The organism is Psychrobacter sp. CX16 (genome assembly GCF_057396245.1).
In genome coordinates, this window is the sequence record NZ_JBXYJF010000015.1 from 1 (window position 1) to 18,922 (window position 18,922).

Here is an 18,922-nt window from a genome sequence, read left to right on the forward strand (position 1 = left end):
TGTAACTATCCCCTAAAATAACACAGCTCAAACGTAGAATTTCTTATAAAATACCCATAAGGAGTTTTGATATGAGCAAACGAATGACTGAGACCCAAATCGTATCGATATTAAAAGAAGCAGAAGCTGGAATACCTGCTAAAGAGCTGTGCCGTAAATACGGGATTGCTAGCTCGACTTTCTATAAATGGCGTTCCAAGTACGGTGGTATGGAAGTCTCTGATGTTAAGCGATTAAAAGAGCTTGAAGAAGAAAACCGTAGGCTTAAACAGATGTTTGCTGATTTAAGCCTCAAAGCGCAGATGCAGGAAGAGATCATAAAAAAGCTATAGCGCCTGCCCTCGCGCGCAAAGTCTGGGCGCAAGAGTTACAGGCGCAGTATGGTATCAGTATTGCATTGAGTTGTCAGGTCGTCTGCATCAGTCGAACTGCTTACTACTATAAGCCTAAACTATCTGATGATAGTGAAATTATTGAGGTTTTAAATGAGCTAACAGATAAGCACAATAGTTGGGGTTTCCCAAAGTGTTTTAAGCGTATACGCAAGCTTGGCTATTCATGGAATCATAAGCGCGTACATCGTGTTTATACAGCGTTAAACTTAAACCTACGTGGTAAGTCTAAAAGACGTCTACCAACACGCAATCCTCAGCCGTTAAGTGTACCAAATGCATTGGGACATACTTGGTCAATGGATTTCATGAGCGACAGCCTATACAACAATATTCGCTTTCGCACCTTTAATGTGATTGATGATTATAACCGCGAAGTACTCGGCATTGATATTGGTACCAGTATTCCCTCACTCCGAGTGATTCGCTACCTTGACCAGTTAGCCGAGTGGCATGGCTATCCTAAGCAGATTCGTGTGGATAATGGCAGTGAGTTTACCTCTAAAGTGTTTACTGACTGGGCATCAGCTCATGGTATTTATATTGACTATATTGAGCCTGGATGTCCTTATCAGAATGCTTATATTGAACGGTTTAATCGTAGTTATCGCAATGAGGTTTTGGATTGTTATTTATTCAATGATTTAAATGAAGTCAATAAGCTGACTGAAGAATGGATCAAGGTTTATAACACCGAAAGACCCCATGATTCACTTAATGATATGACACCTGCTGAGTACAGGCAGGTGGCTTAATTATTCTACGATGATGTTGTGTTAAGAATGGGGTATTTACACCACTAACCTTTAGGGAATGCATATTGATAAAACAAATCCATTACCCACCTGCCAATTGTCCACAGCATAAATCCAATGAATATCAATACCACAACACCGAGTATGTCAGGGATATGCAGATAGAGCCATGCCATAAGCGGATTACGCCACAGCTTAGATTGCTGCTGCTTTGTTTGTAGAGACTCATGTAAAAAAGGACGGTCGATATGCTGCGTGTCCTCAATACCATATTCTACTTGTAGATGCTCGCGCACAATCTGTAGCGTCTTACGACTGGGCCGAATAAAAATATCCACTAACGTACCGACCCCAGGCACGATACCCACCACCATATCGAGTAACGCTAACTTTACCGCAGGCATCAGTTTATGCATCGGTACACCCAGTCGGCGACCCAATATAAAGGCGTAACCCGTTAATAGTAGTCCCGCCACGTCACCGGCTAATGGCACGGTCGACAATGCGGCATCAGCGCCTACCCCCTGCTTTGTAAAAGGAATACGTACCAAAGAGTCCATGGTATTGGCAAACTTAGCCAAACCACGCTCCATCTCAACGATTTGATCGCGGGTTAATCCTTGGCGCTTTAAACGCTCATCGAACTGATTTAGGGGTGGTTGCTGCTTCATAATGGTGTGTCTTATGTAATCGTTATTAGATAAAAAATCTGATGGGAGGCAAGTTATCTATTAAAGGCAACCCATACGCAGCTTAAGGCAATTAATAAAAACACATAGCGCCCAACCCATACATTGGCCAAAAAGGCCTGAAAACACGCCATTGGCTGACGGGTTGCACAGGCTTTGTTTTGCTGGGCAAATAATAATGCGACTAGACCAAGTCCAAATACTGGAATCAAGCCCAGCACCGTGTCTTTAAAATAATGAGCCAACGCCACGCCCATTAATATCAAAAAGGCAGTTTGCAGAATAGAGATAATCAATACATCATAACGACCGAATAAAATTGCAGTCGATTTAACGCCTATTTTTAAATCATCCTCTCTATCTGCCATCGCATACTGAGTGTCATAAGCCACAGTCCAGCACATATAAGCTGCAAACAATAACCAACACCAAATATCAGGCGAGCCCTGTACGGCCACATACGCCATCGGAATGGCCCAACCAAAAGCTGCTGCTAAAAACACTTGCGGCAGATAGGTAAAGCGCTTCATAAAAGGGTAGATAAATGCCAGTAGCACTGCGCCCAACGACCAATAAAACACCTCAACCGGCAACCAAAACAGCAAACTTGCGCTGACCAAAGACAATAACAAAAACGCACCGACCGCCTCGCCGGCAGATAATCGGCCATCCGCCAAGGGCCGACCTTTGGTCCGGCTTACCGAGCCGTCGACTTTACGATCCGCAAAGTCATTAATCGCACAGCCTGCTGCACGCATAAAAATAGCGCCTAACGCAAAAATAAACAGCACAGACCAAGACGGTAGCACTGCCGGTAATGCGCTGCTCATATTTTCAGAGAGGCTTTCTGGCGCTCCAAAAGCAGCTAAAAAAACTGCCCATAACGTCGGCCATAGGAGCAGTTCAATACCCACAGGCTTGTCAAAGCGCGTGAGCTGAACGTAGGCGTGAAATTTTTGTTGTAACGAGAGTGAAGATTGAGTCATAACAAACCAGCAAGGCTAATTAAGGTAAAAAAAGATAACACAAATACGGTTTGTACTGCTTAGTGGTAAGTCGCGGTTAATAGCTCGATAAGCTGCTGCGGCGTCTCTACCTGATAGGTCGGATTCTCAGCGGCTAAAGTCTCAGCTGTGGCGGCACCATAATTAACCGCAATAGAGGTCATATCAAGCGCTTTGGCCATTTGGATATCATGAATACTATCACCGATAAAGACCGCATCAGTCACGCTATAGCCGGTTTCTTCGAGGATATCAATCAGCATCTGCGGATTTGGCTTAGAGCCAGACTCATCTGCGCAGCGACTGGTCACAAAATAATGACGACTGTGTGCATAATCCATGACTCTGTCTAGCCCTGCCCGTTTTTTACCGGTGGCAACGGCCAGTTTTTTGCCTTGTGCTTGTAGCTGTTGCAACATGGGCTCAATACCATCAAAAAACTGCGAATGGGGTTGATTCGGCTCAATACTGGCACTGATATAATAATCAGCATAGCTTTGCTGAATCGCTGCATGCTGCTCTGCCGTAGCCTCAGGATATAAGAGTTGGATGCCGCGAATAAGACTCAGGCCAATAATCGATTTGACCGCCTCATCTGTAGTGGTAAAGCCATTGGCCTCACCGGCCACATGCATGGCTTTGACAATCAGACCAATAGAGTCCATCAAAGTGCCATCCCAGTCAAAGATAATCAACGACTTATCTGCAAGCAAATGACTGTCTTCACCGGCTGACACAGTGACCGAATCGGACGTACGCTTATTCATATCTCACCTTTTATCGATATCTACTGTATATGTCTCTTAGCTTGTAACACCGCTTATTCGCTATCTAAATCAACATCGCTAGGCAATAAGCTTTGCATGTCCTCTGGCAGCGGCGCAGTAATGGTTTCATAATCTGGAATATCCAGCTTCCACGCATGCAAACATAGACGACGAACGCCAGAGCTGTCTTGAGGGTTATATTTATCATCGCCCAAGATAGGATGACCAAGATAGGCTAAATGCACACGAATTTGATGGGTACGGCCCGTTAATGGCATTGCTTCAATTAGGCTAACCGGCTCACCGCCTACTTTAAATCTTGCCAATACTTTGCAAACGGTTTGACTTGGCTTAGCATCCGAGCTTGATTTATCGACTTTAACGCGGCGCTCGCCACTGGCTAAAGTAAAGCGCAGTAAAGGTGCATCAATTTTTAACTCATTCAGGGCAGGCTGACCTTTAACAATACACAGATAGTGCTTTTGGATGGTTTTTTCGCGCAAACGCTCTTGCAATACTTTTAGGGTTGAGCGCTTTTTGGAAATCATCAGCAGCCCTGAGGTGTCTCTGTCAATGCGGTGAATCAGCTCTAGATACTTTTTACCGGTAACTTCACGCATCGCTTCAATCACACCAAAGTCGATACCACTGCCGCCATGGACCGCCATACCTGATGGTTTGTTGAGTACAATCAGACCTTCATCTTCATAAACCACACGCTCAAGCAGGCTATTGGCAAATTCTTTACCAATCACTGGCTTTTCGCGAGTTGCTAACTGCACAGGCGCAATACGTACCACATCGCCACGTTCAAGATTGTCATAAGGCTTGCAGCGCTTGTTATTGATACGCACCTCATCGGATCGAATCATTTTGTAAATATGGGCGCGTGGCATGCCTTTAAGTCTGGCTAACAAGAAATTATCCACACGCTGTCCGTGTTGGTTGCGTGTTACTTCGAGATGATTGACCTGACCGAAGTCTTCAATATCTTCATCGGCACTTTGGGGTCGTGCCTTAGTAGAATTGCGTCTAACTGAGGTTGGCTCAGCGCCAACACTGGCCATTAGACCTTTTAAATCTTCTTCTATACTTGGGTTTTCATTATTCATTTTAGCTACATTATTCTCAGGTTTTCGGTTGGATTTTGACATATTTTGTTAGGTGTTTGGCAAAAGATTTGGTATAGTCTAACACGTTGACTTTGTGTCTCGTGTATTGTTATGCGTAAAAGCTCACTTTTTGAGCAGGCTCATAATGATATACGTTTGCATATCATAAACTGATATTTTGTTATAAAGTCAGCCCACAACGTTATTTTTATAAACAATGATTTTGGGTGAATGGTCTGGTAGCTTAAACCTACTTTAGCCAATTTGGCGCCATTATCCCCATTTAAATTTAACATGAACACAATGCTCTAATATCTTAGGATAACAATAGCTTATGGCCAAAAGCCTCTGCTATTAAAAAGCCCAGATAGGTCATGTAGCCGCTAATCTGTGCAGACAACCTTACACCTTGCCTGCTTTTATTGATTAAGCTACCGCTAACATTATCTGGATAGTAAGCATGATAACAAAAGATAAGACAGAGCCGAATTGGCGGTCAAATAACCGTAAACAGATACTCAATAAACCTTGTGTTTGTCGTCATAAAAAAAGCCGTTATTTGCCAAGTACGCCCCGCCAAGCTCCGCTCTTAAGTGACACCCAAACATAACTTTAAAGATTTAAAATTTAACGGATTAAGTTTATTAATTAAGAGTAGGTTTATTATAGTTAACCCAGTTGTACCGACACGGTCCCTGATATCAAGCCAGTCTCAATATGGATTGGCTTATCATACCAAGATGACATGGCGGTGAATTTACGACTCACCTCTTTTGCAGTAACAACGACGTATGTACTGATTTGACTAGAACCTGGCAACCTTGAGTATGACTGTAATGATGACAGCCTCTCTTTATAGGGCGACTGAAAACTAACATAATAAGCAGACCAACCGTCTGCTAGTGATATTTACCTTTCATGGCCATCTAAGTTTTACATAACTTGGAGTATCACACAATGTTGCACACTTAATACGAGCCTAAAGCACACTTTGCTGACCCGCTTGATAACTTAACCGCTTAATAACCAATGACTTAATGCTCAACACCTTTTGAAGTTTTATGTTAACCCTGTCCTCTTCATCTTTTGATTAACTGTACTTGAATAGGCCGTATTATCGGTCAACTCAGTACCTAGCAAGCCAGCCCCTATTTTGGCTATATATCATGTCTAAGCTTTACTCCCTCTAAGTATCAGCCATTGTGTATCATGACCTAAACTAGGATACACCAATGAAACGCATACTCATTAACGCCACTCACAACGAAGAAGTTCGTGTTGCCCTTTGTAAAGGCAACCACCTTTATGACTTCGATCTTGAAAACCGTACGCGTGAGCAGAAAAAAGCCAACATCTATAAAGGTCATGTGACCCGCGTAGAACCCTCACTAGAAGCAGTATTTGTTGAATATGGCTCAAAGCGTCAAGGTTTCTTACCTGTTCGTGAAATTGCCAGTGAATATTTATCCGGCAACCCACGCGAAGAAAACATCCGTAAATTAATTAAAGAAGGCGATGAGCTCATCGTCCAAGTTGAAAAAGAAGAGCGCGGTAATAAAGGCGCTGCCCTATCGACTTACGTTTCTTTAGCCGGTCGCTATTTGGTATTAATGCCAAACAACCCTAAAGGCGGCGGTATCTCTCGTCAAATCTCCGGAAAGCTACGTGAAGACATGAAGCGTATGCTGGGTAATCTTGATTTACCAAAAGGCATGAGTGTTATCGTACGTACAGCCGGTATTGGTAAAACTCAAGACGATTTACAGCATGATTTAAACCATCTACTTAATATCTGGAACGCGATTCAAGACCAAAACAAAAAATACGCTTCACCGCGCCTTGTGCATCAAGAAGCCGGCGTTGTGACTCGCGCTGTGCGTGACTATTTACGTGATGACATTAGCGAAATCTGGATTGATAATGAAGAGGCCTTTATTGAGGCAGAAACCTTTGTTAAAGCAGTTATGCCAAAGCAAATCGATAAGCTGCGTAAATATACCGACTTTGAACCGATGTTCTCAAGCTTTAACGTTGAACGTCAAATCGAAACCGCTTATCAGCGTGAAGTACGTCTGCCATCTGGTGGTTCAATTGTTATCGACCAAACCGAAGCACTGGTTTCTATTGATATCAACTCTGCCAAATCAACCAAAGGTGCTGACGTTGCCGAGACCGCCTACCACACTAACTTAGAAGCGGCAGACGAGATTGCACGTCAATTGCGTCTACGTGATATGGGTGGCCTGATTGTTATCGATTTCATTGATATGAACGATAACAAACATCAAAAAGAAGTCGAAAAACGTTTGGTTGAAGCCACTAAATATGACCGTGCTCGCGTTCAATTTGGTGAAATTTCACGCTTTGGCTTGATGGAGATGAGCCGTCAGCGTCTGCGTCCATCTTTAGAAGAGTCAACCGGCTATATCTGTCCACGTTGTCATGGTAATGGCATGATTCGCGACCTACGTTCATTGTCGCTATCTATCATGCGTCAGATTGAACAGACTGCCCTAAAAGAGCGTCATGGTGAAGTTCAAGCTGAAGTACCAACCGATATCGCTGCTTTCTTATTGAACGAAAAACGTGAAAGTCTTGTGTATCTAGAACAAGACAGCGGTACGCGTATCACTATCTTGCCACATGCCCATCTTGAGTCACCAAACTTTAATCTACACTTTAATCATCAAGGGTTTGCGCCGGCCAGTTATGAGCGTGTGACCGATACTCAACAGCAAGAAACCAGCTCACTAGGCTATGAAGTTGATTGGCAGACCGCTGAATCTGATCGCCCAGAGCAGCAGCCAGTGCGTCAACCTCGCCAGCAAGATACTGCGGCCAACAAAGCCACTGGCAATAGTATCAATACAGCCGCTAACAATAACAGCACTCAAAATGGCAGCAATACCGCTCATACCGGTGCCATTGTTAATCCACCACTTCCGCCTGCCAGTCAACAAGCAGCAGCTCAGCCAAATCAAACAGCTGTTGAACAGGCTAAGCCTGCCGCTGTAGCATGGTTATCAAACCTATTTGCTCCAACGCCGCAAGCTCAAATGGCAGCAACAGTAAGCAGTGCCGATGCCGCACAAGCCATTGAGGCGATTGTAAACAGCGGTGCTGAAAGCCGTGGTGCTTTCGGACAAGTAAGCGCCACTGCGCTGACTTCTACCACGCCAACTCCTGCAGCAGCACCAGAAAATAAAGCCAATAACGACAGCGACTCAAATACAGAGAGTGACAGCGACAGAGAACGCCGCCGCTCACGTAACAGTCGCAGCCGTAACAACAAAAATGACAAACGTGGTGAGCGTAGTAGACCTGATAATCGTCGCCGTAATAACACCCAAGATAAAGACGACAACAAGTCGGCTGACACCTCGCAAAGGCCTGATAATCGCTCTGACAACCGTTCAGACAATCGTCATCAAGGCGCTAAAGACAGCGACAGCCAAACCAACTCACAAAAAGAGTTGCCAAAACGCGAGCCTAACAGCAAACGTGAATCACGCGGTGCTATAGAGCGTGGTGAGACTAAGCAGCCGCAGAAGTCTGACAATCAGTCACAAGACAGCCGCTCTGAGCGTCACTCAAGACAGGACAATAAGTCTGGCTCAAATCGATCAAACAATCGCTCGCAAAACGAGCGCCAAGTTGATCCAAATGAGGTAAACCTTCGTGTCACGGAAGCTGAGAATCATCTAAAAGAAGTTGAAGTGGTTCACATCTCACTTGATGACTCAAAGTCTACGTCGCATAAGAATGACAAGACGAGCAATCAGCCTGTTTCAAGGGACTCTAAAGCGGATAACACCGCAAAAAAAGCAGAGTCATCTGAGAAGCCGGCACAGCAGGAAGACAACATCTCTACTCAAAATCAGCAAGCCGATAACAAAGGTGAGCCATCAGTAAAAGAGGCTCATGAAAAATCAGCAGACGCTGATAAGCCTGTTGAATCAACCGAGCAGACAGAAGCTAAATCTCAACCAGAAGTAGCAAAGTCTGCTCCTAAAGAAGAGACAGCAGCTAAAGAGTCGGCGCCAGTAGCAGAAAAGAGCGCTGAGAAGCCGGCATCGAATGATGCACCGCATCAATCTGAGCAATCTGAAAGCAAATCAGAAGTAGCCCCTGCTGCTAAAGCGCCGGTTACTAAAGAGACTGATGCTAAAGCAGTAGAGACCAGTCCTGAACTGGCAGATGAGACCTCTAGCAAAGCGACGCTTAGCTTTGATGTTGAGTCGCTGTTTGCGGATCGCTATGTGGCTGCCGAGAAGTTTGGACAAGCCAGTAACGACCCTCGTGTGATTAAGGCCTCCTTGCAGAATAAGCAGACAGCGCCTAAAGCTGAGCAAGCTGCTGCTACACCTGCACCGGTGATTAACGGCTCTGTGGGTCAGTTTATTCACACTCACTTAGCTCAGCCGCGTATGCGCCTAGCAAAAGATGGTGTGATTACCTGTTTCTTAGCGGCATTAAATGCGTATAAGGAAACTTCAGGCATCAAAACGATACCTGTGACAACTCAGAAAACCCCTGCAGCTGAGACACCGCAAGCGTTTAGCTTTATCAACTATGGCTATCAGTCTTTATCGCCAAGCTATCTAGAGCGCTTTGCTCAGATGACCTCAGCGGTAGCGGCTCACAATGTGGATCAGGGAAAAACCGAGGTAGCACCAACACCTATCGGTGCACGCGCGGCCAATGATCCACGTGGTCAGCATCCTGACTATACGCCGCCGCCAGCGGTAGAGTCTAAGCCTGATACTCAAGCGGCTGAATCAACTGATACTACGTCAAGTGAGGTAGCATCTAAGCAGGGTGAAGCAACTCAAACTACGGAAGCTTCTAAACCAGCAGTAGCAGCATCTGACAGCAATGAAAAGTCGCCGGCACAGGCCATGGCAGATTTGCTAAAGCTCAATGTTGGTAACTTCGTCGGTAAGGTATTGGGACAAGAAGGTCTTGACATCATTGCGTCAGGTCAAACCGAAGCGGCTTTCTTAAAAGCGCTACGTCAACCTTGGAGCGTCTTAGTATCAGTGGCTCAGTCTGTAGAGGGTGGCAATAGTACTACTGTTACCTCTGAGCCTAGCTTGCATATTACAGATAGCGACATCACTGAGCACCCAGCAGATGTATTAGCCAATGAGCCGCAAGCAGATGCGATCAGTGAGGAAAACGAAGAGCGTTTGCATGAGCCGCACACGCATGTTGATGCTGAGCAGCAAATAGCCGAAACGGCGACTCAAGCTGAAACTCAACAAAGCGCCAATACGTCGAATAAGACCAGTATCGAGACGTATAAGAGTATGATTGAGAATATCTCTGAACAGCTATTACCACAAACAGGTTTATTAAATCTGACCTCACCTAAAGTGCCTAAAGCACGCACTCGTAAAGTGAAAGAGGATAATAAGAAGCCTGCGTCAAATGATAGCAAAGATCAAGACGGCGAGAGCTAGCGTATTGTCTTAACGCTATAAAATATTAATAGTTGTAATAAAAAGCGCCCCTACTATAGATAGCAGGGGCGCTTTTTTATTGTCTTTTCCGTATGGTCTTTTAAGAGTATTGCTCTAAATTATACTAGGTCATAATTGACTTTATATTAAACGGGTATCTGAACTAATCAGCTTAACCCAATACCTTAAATTAGTGCTGTCCGCGTACCTTATTGATACCTGTCACGATAGCCAAAACAATCACACCAATAATCAGACCAACAAGACCATTTAATAAGGTATTAGAAACACCTTCAAAGATACCCGCTAAATGAGAAATATCTTCTACCGCATGATGTAAATAACTGATACCGTGCACAATGATACCGCCACCGACCAAGAACATCGCAATAGTACCCACAATAGATAAAAATTTCATTAGCTTAGGCGCTGCAGATAATAAGAACTCACCAAACTTTTTGGTGGTATTGCTAGCACCCGGCTTTTGTATCAGATGCAAACCCACATCGTCAATTTTAACGATACCAGCAACTAAGCCATAAATACCAATGGTCACGCCAATGGCTAAAACAGACAGTACAATGGTCTTATTAACCATACTTGCGGCAGTCAAGGTACCCAAACCAATAACCACAATCTCAGCTGACAAGATAAAATCGGTACGAATTGCACCCTTTACCTTTTTCTTCTCTAATGCCACTAAATCGACAGACTCATCCGCATTTGCCGCTTTTCGGGCTTCATGCTCTTCATCATGCGGCAATAGTTTTGGCCAAAACTTATGCACCACTTTTTCAGCGCCCTCATAGGACAAAAACAAGCCCCCAAGCATCAGTAAAGGCGTAATCAACCAAGGAATAAAGTAGCTGATCAGTAATGCCGCGGGCACTAAAATAAGCTTATTTATAAACGAGCCTTTCGCTACTGCCCAGACAACGGGTAACTCACGGCTTGGCTTAACGCCCGTGACCTGCTCTGCGTTCAATGCTAAATCATCACCTAGGACGCCGGCTGTTTTTTTAGCCGCTACCTTGGTCATCACCGCCACATCGTCCATAAGTAAACTAATATCGTCGAGTAGCAACAATAAACTACCACCTGCCATAAAATCTCCTTAATAACCTCAACAGCTAGCACCCACCTTTTTATGTGTTATCAGTCATTTGAGCGACTCATATAAAAGATACTGCGCTATCAGGGTATAAAATCTGTTTATTCGATGGTCTGGCTTTTTTAATTAGCAAGCACATTCACAGGCTTAAACACGGTATAAGCAAGTTCAAAGGGCTATAACTGCTGCTATGTATTATGAAGTAGACCACATCTATTTAGCCTTAGTGTATCGTTTAATCTGATGAAAACCATATTACGATTGTAAGTAGCGATGCATATTACTCTAAATCCAACCTAATCTTGGGTCTCCTTCACTACCATAGAGTCTATTAATCCTTTATAATCAATTTAATTCAACTAAATACTTTATCGCTTTCAGCAAGGATTTTTTATGTCGGTATCTTTACAGAATAAAAGACCAGTGACCAATAATCATAATGCAGTGGCTATGCACCCTATTTTTGCCACTACTGTCAGTGTGCTGAGCCTAGCAATATTGAGTGCGTGTAGTCAGGGACAACAAGTGGTATCGCCTCCTGTTACTGAAAACATAGAAGTTGCTGCTGCAGAGCCTGCTGAGGCTATGCCTGTTATCGTGGTTGAAAGCTCAAGCGATATGGCAATGGCCAAACAAGCGCCTGCCGCTATGATTACCAGCTCTCGTGCGCCTGCGCCTAGTATGGTACCGAAAAGTAATGAGAACTATGCAGATATTGAGCGTAATGCCGTCAAATCTACTCGTGAGCAAGCTTTTGCGACATTAAGTATTGATACCGATACGGGCAGTTATGCCAACACACGCCGCTTTTTAAACAATGGCAGTTTACCGCCCGCTGATGCCGTTCGCGTTGAAGAGCTAATTAACTATTTTAATTATGATTTTAGTCGTGCCAAAAAACAGGCAAATGCGCCATTTTTAGTGAGTACTGAGGTGGTGAAATCGCCGTGGCATCCGACCAATAACATTATCAAAGTCGGTATTAAAGCCGAAGACATCCTTAGCGCACAGCAGCAACCCCCTGCCAACTTAGTATTTATGGTCGATGTTTCAGGTTCTATGTCAGCAAGCGACAAGCTACAATTGGCCAAAGCCAGTTTAAAAATGCTAACCAAGCAGCTGCGGCCGCAAGACACCATCACCTTAGTCACTTATGCCGGCAACACCGAAGTGGTTCTACCGCCGACCTCAGGTAGTGACACCCAAAAGATTCTTAATGCTATTGATAATTTAGATGCAGGCGGTTCAACCAATGGTGAAGCAGCCATCAAAGTTGCTTATCAACAAGCAGAGAAAAGCTTTAAGCCTAAAGGTATTAACCGTATCTTGATGCTCACTGATGGCGACTTTAATGTCGGTGTCTCAAGCGTCGATGACATGCTTGAGATTATCCGCAATAACCGTGACAAAGGCATCTCATTATCGACGCTTGGCTTTGGTCAAGGCAATTATAATGATCATATGATGGAGCAAGTGGCGGACAATGGTAACGGTAATTACAGCTATATTGATAGCTTGTCCGAAGCCAAAAAAGTGCTTATTGATGAGATGTCATCAACCTTTAATACCGTGGCCAAAGACGTTAAAATCCAAGTAGAATTTAACCCTGCAACCGTCTCTGAATGGCGTTTAATCGGTTATGAAAACCGTGTATTGGCTAAAGAAGATTTTAATAATGACAAAGTCGATGCCGGTGAGTTGGGTGCGGGTAAATCTGTAGTGGCCTTATTTGAAATCACCCCAGTCGGCAACAAAGGCTTATTAGATGACAGCCGTTATCAAAAGCTTGTGACCAAAGGCAGCAATCTAAACGAGCTTGGATTCCTAAAAATTCGTTATAAAGCGCCTAATGGTGACACCTCAAAATTACTCACCTTCCCGATTGCCAATAAAGTTACTCAAGCGTCGAGCGATACGCAATTTGCTATGGCAGTCGCAGGCTACGGTCAACTACTCTCAAACAGTAAATACGTCAACAATCTAAGCTATACCGACGTCGCACAATTGGCCAAATCTGGTATAAATAGCCCAGCCGATAGTACCGGTAGCCGCCGTGAGTTTATTAAACTGGTTGAATTAGCGGATGCATTAAACTAAGCTTTTATCTTTTGGATATGCCTTAATGACAGATTTATACCCCATCAGCTCAAAAAAGCGAACTATTCGTTCAGAGCTCATGCTATCGAGCCTTTGCATGGCTCTATTGTCTCTATCTGCTTGTGAGCAAAAGACCAGTACATCGAGTGATGACAGTGAAGCCGTTTCGGAGGCAGTCGTTGAAGAGAATACTGCCCAGACAAGCGAGACGACTGACGATACCGCTGCGTCAACGCATGACATGGCAGATATCGAAGACGTACAACTGGAGTCTACACGGGATAAGCCGCTGACAATTAATTGGCAAGCGATTGATTCGGGTGTTAAGCCTGTTGATCCAGACAGCTTTAATTATCCGTTTGAGCTTGATAGTGCTTCTGTGCAATCACAAGCTAAGTTTTCCGGCATCTCTGCGGAGCAAGCACGCCATAGCTTGACCGTCGGTATGGCCAGTAACGAGCCTATGGAGAAGCTGCTCAATCAATTGGGTGACAGCTATTTGTCGCATACGTATTCTGAAAAGGATGCCCAACTGATTGTGTATACCACACCCAATGTCACACCCAGTCAGTTTGATTATGTGATTGCCCACAAGTTCGCACATGGCTTGACGTTGCCGATAGAGATTACCTCCGAGCCGCCGCCTAAAGCGCAAACTGAGCAATCTGCTGATAACGCGGCTCCAGAATCAGAGGCTAAATAGATTGACTATATATTGAGTACACACTAAAAAAGACAGCCAGTGGGCTGTCTTTTTTTGCGCTATTTTTTGATTAAATATTCAGTCTAACCGTTAATAGCATGCATGTTGTCATCGTTAATTATCCGATTAACCATCAAACGGCTGCAATCACAATCATCTCAACCAATAGCTCTGGGCGTGCTAGTGCTGCTTGACCACAGGCACGTGCTGGCGGTGTCACATCGCTAAACCATTCATCCCATACTGCATTCATCTCTGCGAAGTCTGACATATCTTTTAGCCAGACTGTGGTTGATAAGATTTTGGATTTGTCACTGCCTACTTCTTCTAACAGCGCTTTGATTTTTTCAAGGCAGGTTAAGGTTTGTGCCGAGATATCATCTTCAGCATTCCCTACTTGACCACATAAATAGATGGTGTAGTTATGGATAACGATTTTGCTCATGCGCTGATTGCTGTGTAATTTTTGCATCTAAGGTCTCTTTATTAAACGTTTAAATTATTTATATTGTTAAATATTTGCCGATCAAGCAATTAACGCATAAAGCGTTCACAACTAAATGGCGTAGCATCAATATAAAGTGGCTTCTCATGAATCATCTCTTCTACCAAACGGCCTGTCGCAGGGCCTAAGGTAAAGCCTTGATGCGCATGACCAAAAGCAAACCATAACTTATCATGATTGGCTGCAGGCCCGATAATGGGCTTCATATCAGCCATGCACGGTCTTGACCCGTGCCAAGGCTCCGACTCCACCGCATCCTCTAAAGGCAAGACTCTTTTGGCAATCTTCAATACTGCTTCAAGCTGCTTCACATTTTTGGGTGCATCAATGGTGGTCATCTCAGCGCCAGTAGTAATACGGATACCTTGATCCATCGGCCCCATCAAATAGCCTTTTTCGGCATCGAATAAGCTGTGACCAATACGATTGCCCTCGCTCACCTTGAAGTGTTGATGGTAGCCGCGCATTGGAAATAATGGGAACTTATAACCTAGCGGCTGCGTCAGTTGTGTCGACCAAGGACCGGCGGCAATCACCACATGAGTACTGGTAAAGGTTTGGGTCTGAGCGCCCGACTGTGAATCATTAATTTCGACCACCACTTGCCAGCTGCCATCTTCTGCTTTATTCAGCTCTTTAACCGTCGCTTGCTTGACTTCACCATTCATGGTCTCAAAGCTTTTGGCATAGGTTTTTACTAAGCGGCTTGGGTTTTTGACTTGCCAAGAATTCTGCCAATGAATCCCACCAATAAACTCTGAAAAGTCGACATTGGGCTCACGCTCTTTTAACTCTTCTGGGGTCAAAATGCTGTGTTTGACACCTTTTTGCTCGGCACGTTTCGCAAGCTGCTGCGCCTCATTAAACTTATCTTGATGACGATATAATTCGAACCAGCCATCTTTACGTACTAGATCATCAGCACCGGACGCTTCAATCATCACCGCATGCTCACTGGTGCAATGCTCAATTAAGGTCGCCCACTCGTCTTGAATTTTACCAATTCTAGATTTGGCAGAGCTGGTCCAATATTTGTATAACGCGCTTTGGTAATTAAAAATAGCCGACCAGCGATAACGGATATCGGTACTGGTATTCGGTAATACTCTCAAAATCTCACCAACATGCCTTGGGAAAGGCTTCGGATACACGGCCTCACGCTGAATCAAACCTGCGTTACCGTAAGAGGTCTCTTCACCGGGTGCTTTTTTATCCAATAACAAAACTTGGGAATTATTTTTTTGTAGATGCCACGCAATTGAGGTACCCACCATCCCTGAACCGATAACAATAACGTCGTATTGCATAAAATATCCTTGCAACCAAGCCTTCAAGCTGGGTAAATAGGTTAATGAAAAACAGCCACTAAAAACGGGGCTTATAGGTCACCTCAATACGGCGACCTGCCCCTTTATCATAACGCTATTATAGGCGATGCGTGTTATTAAATTGATTGAGTTTATCAATCAAAAATCAGACTTTGTTTTGCCTAGCTTTAGACGCACTTTTCTCAGATCAAAACTTTAATTAAATGAGTCAATTAGCGGCTCTAATAAAGAAAAAAGAACAACAAGACTGGCCTTAGCCTCGATGTTCTTTTGAAAGGGAGAAATATGCGGCTTTTAGGTAGGCGCTCTTTAAAGACTTAAGCAGTGCTCGTCCCTCACACAAAACCAGTCATCGCTTTTGTATTAACCAAAGTTTCTACATTACTCGAACGCATCGAATATCCTGCAAGCTAACAAAACCATGTTTCGCTATATCTGTTCTTACTGGTTAAATATCACCAGTTTAGCCTTTCGCCACGAGCCTGCCAGTCACATAAAGGATGCACCCACTCGTTTAAAGCAAGGTGAATAATTGAATGATGAGGCCAGTCTCTTTATTTTTTGTCTTTTAATTAGGTAGAGCGAAACGCCTGCCCTACTCCGCAATCATCTCCAAAAACTCATCCTCTAATACCACACGTACGCCAAGCTTCTCAGCTTTAGTCAATTTAGATCCCGCCTTCTCACCTGCCAGCAACGCTGAGGTTTTTGCAGAGACGCTACCAGATACTTTCGCACCAAGCGCCTGTAGCTTGGCTTTGGCCTCATCGCGTGCCATGCCACTATTAACCAGCGTACCGGTAATGACCCACGTTTGACCATCTAGCGGCAGATTATCAGACACCACTTGTTCAACAGGCTCCCAATGTACACCCGCTTTTTGCAGCGCCTCAATCACCTCAAGATTATGCTCAGCGCGGAAGAAGTCATAAATCAGCTCAGCGGTAATGGTGCCAATATCCTGAGTGGCCAGCAAATCCTCAATACTTGCTTGCATTAATGCGGGCAAATCACCAAACTCTTGAGCCAAGTTCTGTGCCGTGGTTTCACCCACACCGCGGATGCCAAGGGCATAAATAAAGCGCGATAACGTGGTGTCCTTACTGTCCTCGATAGCACTAAGTATATTGCTGACCGACTTCTCACCCAATTTTTCAAAGTTAATCAACTCATCTTGATGTTCATTTAAATGGTAAATATCTGCCACGGTTTTGACGATGCCATGCTCAAAGAAGCTAATTAACCAGCGTTCACCTAGCCCATCAATATCCATCGCTTTACGCGACACAAAGTGAATCAACGCTTCCTGCTGCTGTGCAGGACAAAACAGCCCGCCAGAACAACGTGCCAATGCCTCGCCTTCGGGCAACACTACGGGAGAATCACACACGGGGCAATTGGTCGGCAAAGTCACCGGCTGAGTATTTTCTGGACGCAAATCATGCCAAACACGGGTTACTTTAGGAATCACATCACCCGCACGATGCACGCTGACCGTATCGCCGGCACGCACATCAAGACGCTGAATCTCACCAAAGTTATGCAAAGTCACATTACTGACAGTCACGCCGCCCACTTGCACTGGCTCAAGCTTACCAACAGGAGTAATCTGTCCGGTACGCCCCACTTGCCATTCGATGCTATTCAGTTTTGTCATCACTGTTTCGGCAGGGAATTTGTAAGCTGTCGCCCAACGTGGCTCACGAGATAACGCACCCAACTGATTTTGCAATGTCAAGTCATCGACTTTAATGACCATGCCATCAATTTCAAACGCCAAATCTGTCCGCTCTTCAATCATTGACTCATAATATTCTTGAACCTGCTCTGACGTATCCACTATCTTAAAGCGGCTTACCGTAAAGCCAATCTCTTGCAGCCAATTTAAGGCACCCGATTGCAAAGTAATGTCCTCTGGCAATCCTTGGTTTACCGAATACGCATAAAATGCTAGCGGACGACTGGCCGCCACGGCTGGGTCTAATTGACGAAGGCTACCTGCTGCTGCATTACGCGGATTAGCAAAGGTTTTATCACCGTTTTCTTCAGCCAAACGATTAAGACGTTTAAAGCCAGCTTTGGGCATTAACACCTCACCGCGCACCTCAAGCACATCGATATCACGCGCGACTTCTATCACTAATGGGATATTATTAATGGTTTTCACGTTTTGGGTAATATCTTCGCCAGTCTGACCATCACCTCGGGTCACGCCGCGCACAAACTCACCATTGTGATATTTAAGCGATACTGCCAAGCCATCAAGCTTCATCTCTATTTCATATTTAGGGTTTTGGTCGGCATTACTTAGGCGATCATTGACACGGCGCATAAACTCTTTCAAATCATCATAATTAAAGACGTTACCCAGCGACAGCATTGGAATGTCATGCTCCACTTGCGAGAATGACGGCAATGGGTCATCACCTACGCTCGCAGTCGGGCTATCGGACTGTGTTAATTCTGGATAACGCTCTTCAAGCTCAATCAGACTCAGCCTCAACTGATCATATTCGTTATCACTAATCGTTGGCTCATCCATGACGTAATAGGCATTATTATGCTTGCGTACCTCATTAATTAAGGTACGCATTTTGGCAATAATTTGCTGCGCATCACAGGTTGAGTGGTTATGATTGTCTGCAGTCTGAGTCATGGTATTCGCCTTATTTTATTTGCATTTTTCTGCGCTTTATTTGCGATTTAATCAAAGATTTTGTTGATAATATAATAGCAATTTTGAGCTGTGCTTGCCGAGATAAAAACACTCAATAATACGCCATTCACTGTTGATACGCTTCACACTCATCTGTAGAATCATCTATGTATAAAACGAATCAAATGGAACACCAATCAGTCAATAGAGTGACATAAACAGAAAGCGATTAGTGATAAACTAAACAAGTGTTTAATTATCTTAATCCACACAAAACAAATGGATTACAGTGAAAATCCCATTTATTAATAGTGAAAAATAATTAATAGAAACAATAAACA

12 protein-coding genes are annotated in these 18,922 nt (G+C 44.2%); 4 read left to right on the plus strand and 8 right to left on the minus strand.

The genetic code is table 11. From position 1 onward, the window contains the following. Positions 1–71: 71 nt before the first annotated feature. Positions 72–1,147, plus strand: a protein-coding gene (locus tag AC2SLM_RS07045) for an IS3 family transposase (protein WP_486552872.1) whose coding sequence is annotated in 2 segments (ribosomal slippage) — positions 72–327 and positions 327–1,147 — 1,077 coding nt in all. Because the reading frame shifts where the segments join, the coding sequence is not laid out codon by codon here. A 44-nt stretch (positions 1,148–1,191) separates the two neighbouring features. Here AC2SLM_RS07045 and AC2SLM_RS07050 read toward each other — a convergent pair. From AC2SLM_RS07050 to AC2SLM_RS07065, 4 genes are read right to left on the minus strand one after another with little or no spacing between them, the layout of a single operon-like run. Beyond that, positions 1,192–1,818, minus strand: coding sequence for a DUF4112 domain-containing protein (locus AC2SLM_RS07050; protein WP_486552873.1), 627 nt, complete (start codon positions 1,816–1,818; stop codon positions 1,192–1,194). A gap of 53 nt (positions 1,819–1,871) precedes the next feature. Continuing rightward, positions 1,872–2,822, minus strand: coding sequence for a 4-hydroxybenzoate octaprenyltransferase (ubiA, locus tag AC2SLM_RS07055; protein WP_486542310.1), 951 nt, complete (start codon positions 2,820–2,822; stop codon positions 1,872–1,874). A 59-nt stretch (positions 2,823–2,881) separates the two neighbouring features. Next, positions 2,882–3,607, minus strand: a complete 726-nt coding sequence (locus AC2SLM_RS07060; protein WP_486552875.1) for an HAD family hydrolase — start codon at positions 3,605–3,607, stop codon at positions 2,882–2,884. 53 nt (positions 3,608–3,660) lie between these two features. Continuing rightward, positions 3,661–4,719, minus strand: a complete 1,059-nt coding sequence (locus AC2SLM_RS07065) for an RluA family pseudouridine synthase (protein WP_486552876.1) — start codon at positions 4,717–4,719, stop codon at positions 3,661–3,663. A 1,232-nt stretch (positions 4,720–5,951) separates the two neighbouring features. Between AC2SLM_RS07065 and AC2SLM_RS07070 the strand changes: the two genes are divergently transcribed. Beyond that, a complete protein-coding gene (locus AC2SLM_RS07070) occupies positions 5,952–10,181 on the plus strand; it encodes an Rne/Rng family ribonuclease (RefSeq protein WP_486552878.1) in 4,230 nt (1,409 codons plus the stop codon). 190 nt (positions 10,182–10,371) lie between these two features. Here AC2SLM_RS07070 and AC2SLM_RS07075 read toward each other — a convergent pair whose 3' ends face one another. Then, complete coding sequence (locus tag AC2SLM_RS07075) at positions 10,372–11,286, minus strand: DUF808 domain-containing protein (protein WP_486542302.1); 915 nt, start codon at positions 11,284–11,286, stop codon at positions 10,372–10,374. 456 nt (positions 11,287–11,742) lie between these two features. Between AC2SLM_RS07075 and AC2SLM_RS07080 the strand changes: the two genes are divergently transcribed. Both AC2SLM_RS07080 and AC2SLM_RS07085 read left to right on the plus strand, forming a co-directional pair. Beyond that, on the plus strand, positions 11,743–13,389 hold the full coding sequence (locus AC2SLM_RS07080; protein ID WP_486552932.1) for a vWA domain-containing protein: 1,647 nt from the start codon (positions 11,743–11,745) through the stop codon (positions 13,387–13,389). A gap of 25 nt (positions 13,390–13,414) precedes the next feature. Next, entirely contained in the window at positions 13,415–14,092 is a 678-nt protein-coding gene (locus AC2SLM_RS07085) for a hypothetical protein (protein WP_486552880.1), read from the plus strand. A gap of 133 nt (positions 14,093–14,225) precedes the next feature. Here AC2SLM_RS07085 and AC2SLM_RS07090 read toward each other — a convergent pair whose 3' ends face one another. The 3 genes from AC2SLM_RS07090 to ligA all read right to left on the minus strand — a co-directional run bounded on the left by AC2SLM_RS07090 (position 14,226) and on the right by ligA (position 18,581). Next, the gene (locus AC2SLM_RS07090) at positions 14,226–14,564 is read right to left on the minus strand and encodes a RidA family protein (protein ID WP_486552882.1); all 339 of its coding nucleotides are present in this window, start codon (positions 14,562–14,564) and stop codon (positions 14,226–14,228) included. Positions 14,565–14,626: 62 nt separating this feature from the next. Next, the gene (locus AC2SLM_RS07095; protein WP_486542296.1) at positions 14,627–15,904 is read right to left on the minus strand and encodes an NAD(P)/FAD-dependent oxidoreductase; all 1,278 of its coding nucleotides are present in this window, start codon (positions 15,902–15,904) and stop codon (positions 14,627–14,629) included. Positions 15,905–16,520: 616 nt separating this feature from the next. Further along, positions 16,521–18,581 carry an NAD-dependent DNA ligase LigA gene (gene ligA, locus AC2SLM_RS07100; protein ID WP_486552884.1) on the minus strand — a complete coding sequence of 687 codons (2,061 nt, stop codon included), beginning with the start codon at positions 18,579–18,581 and terminating at the stop codon, positions 16,521–16,523. Positions 18,582–18,922: the final 341 nt, after the last annotated feature.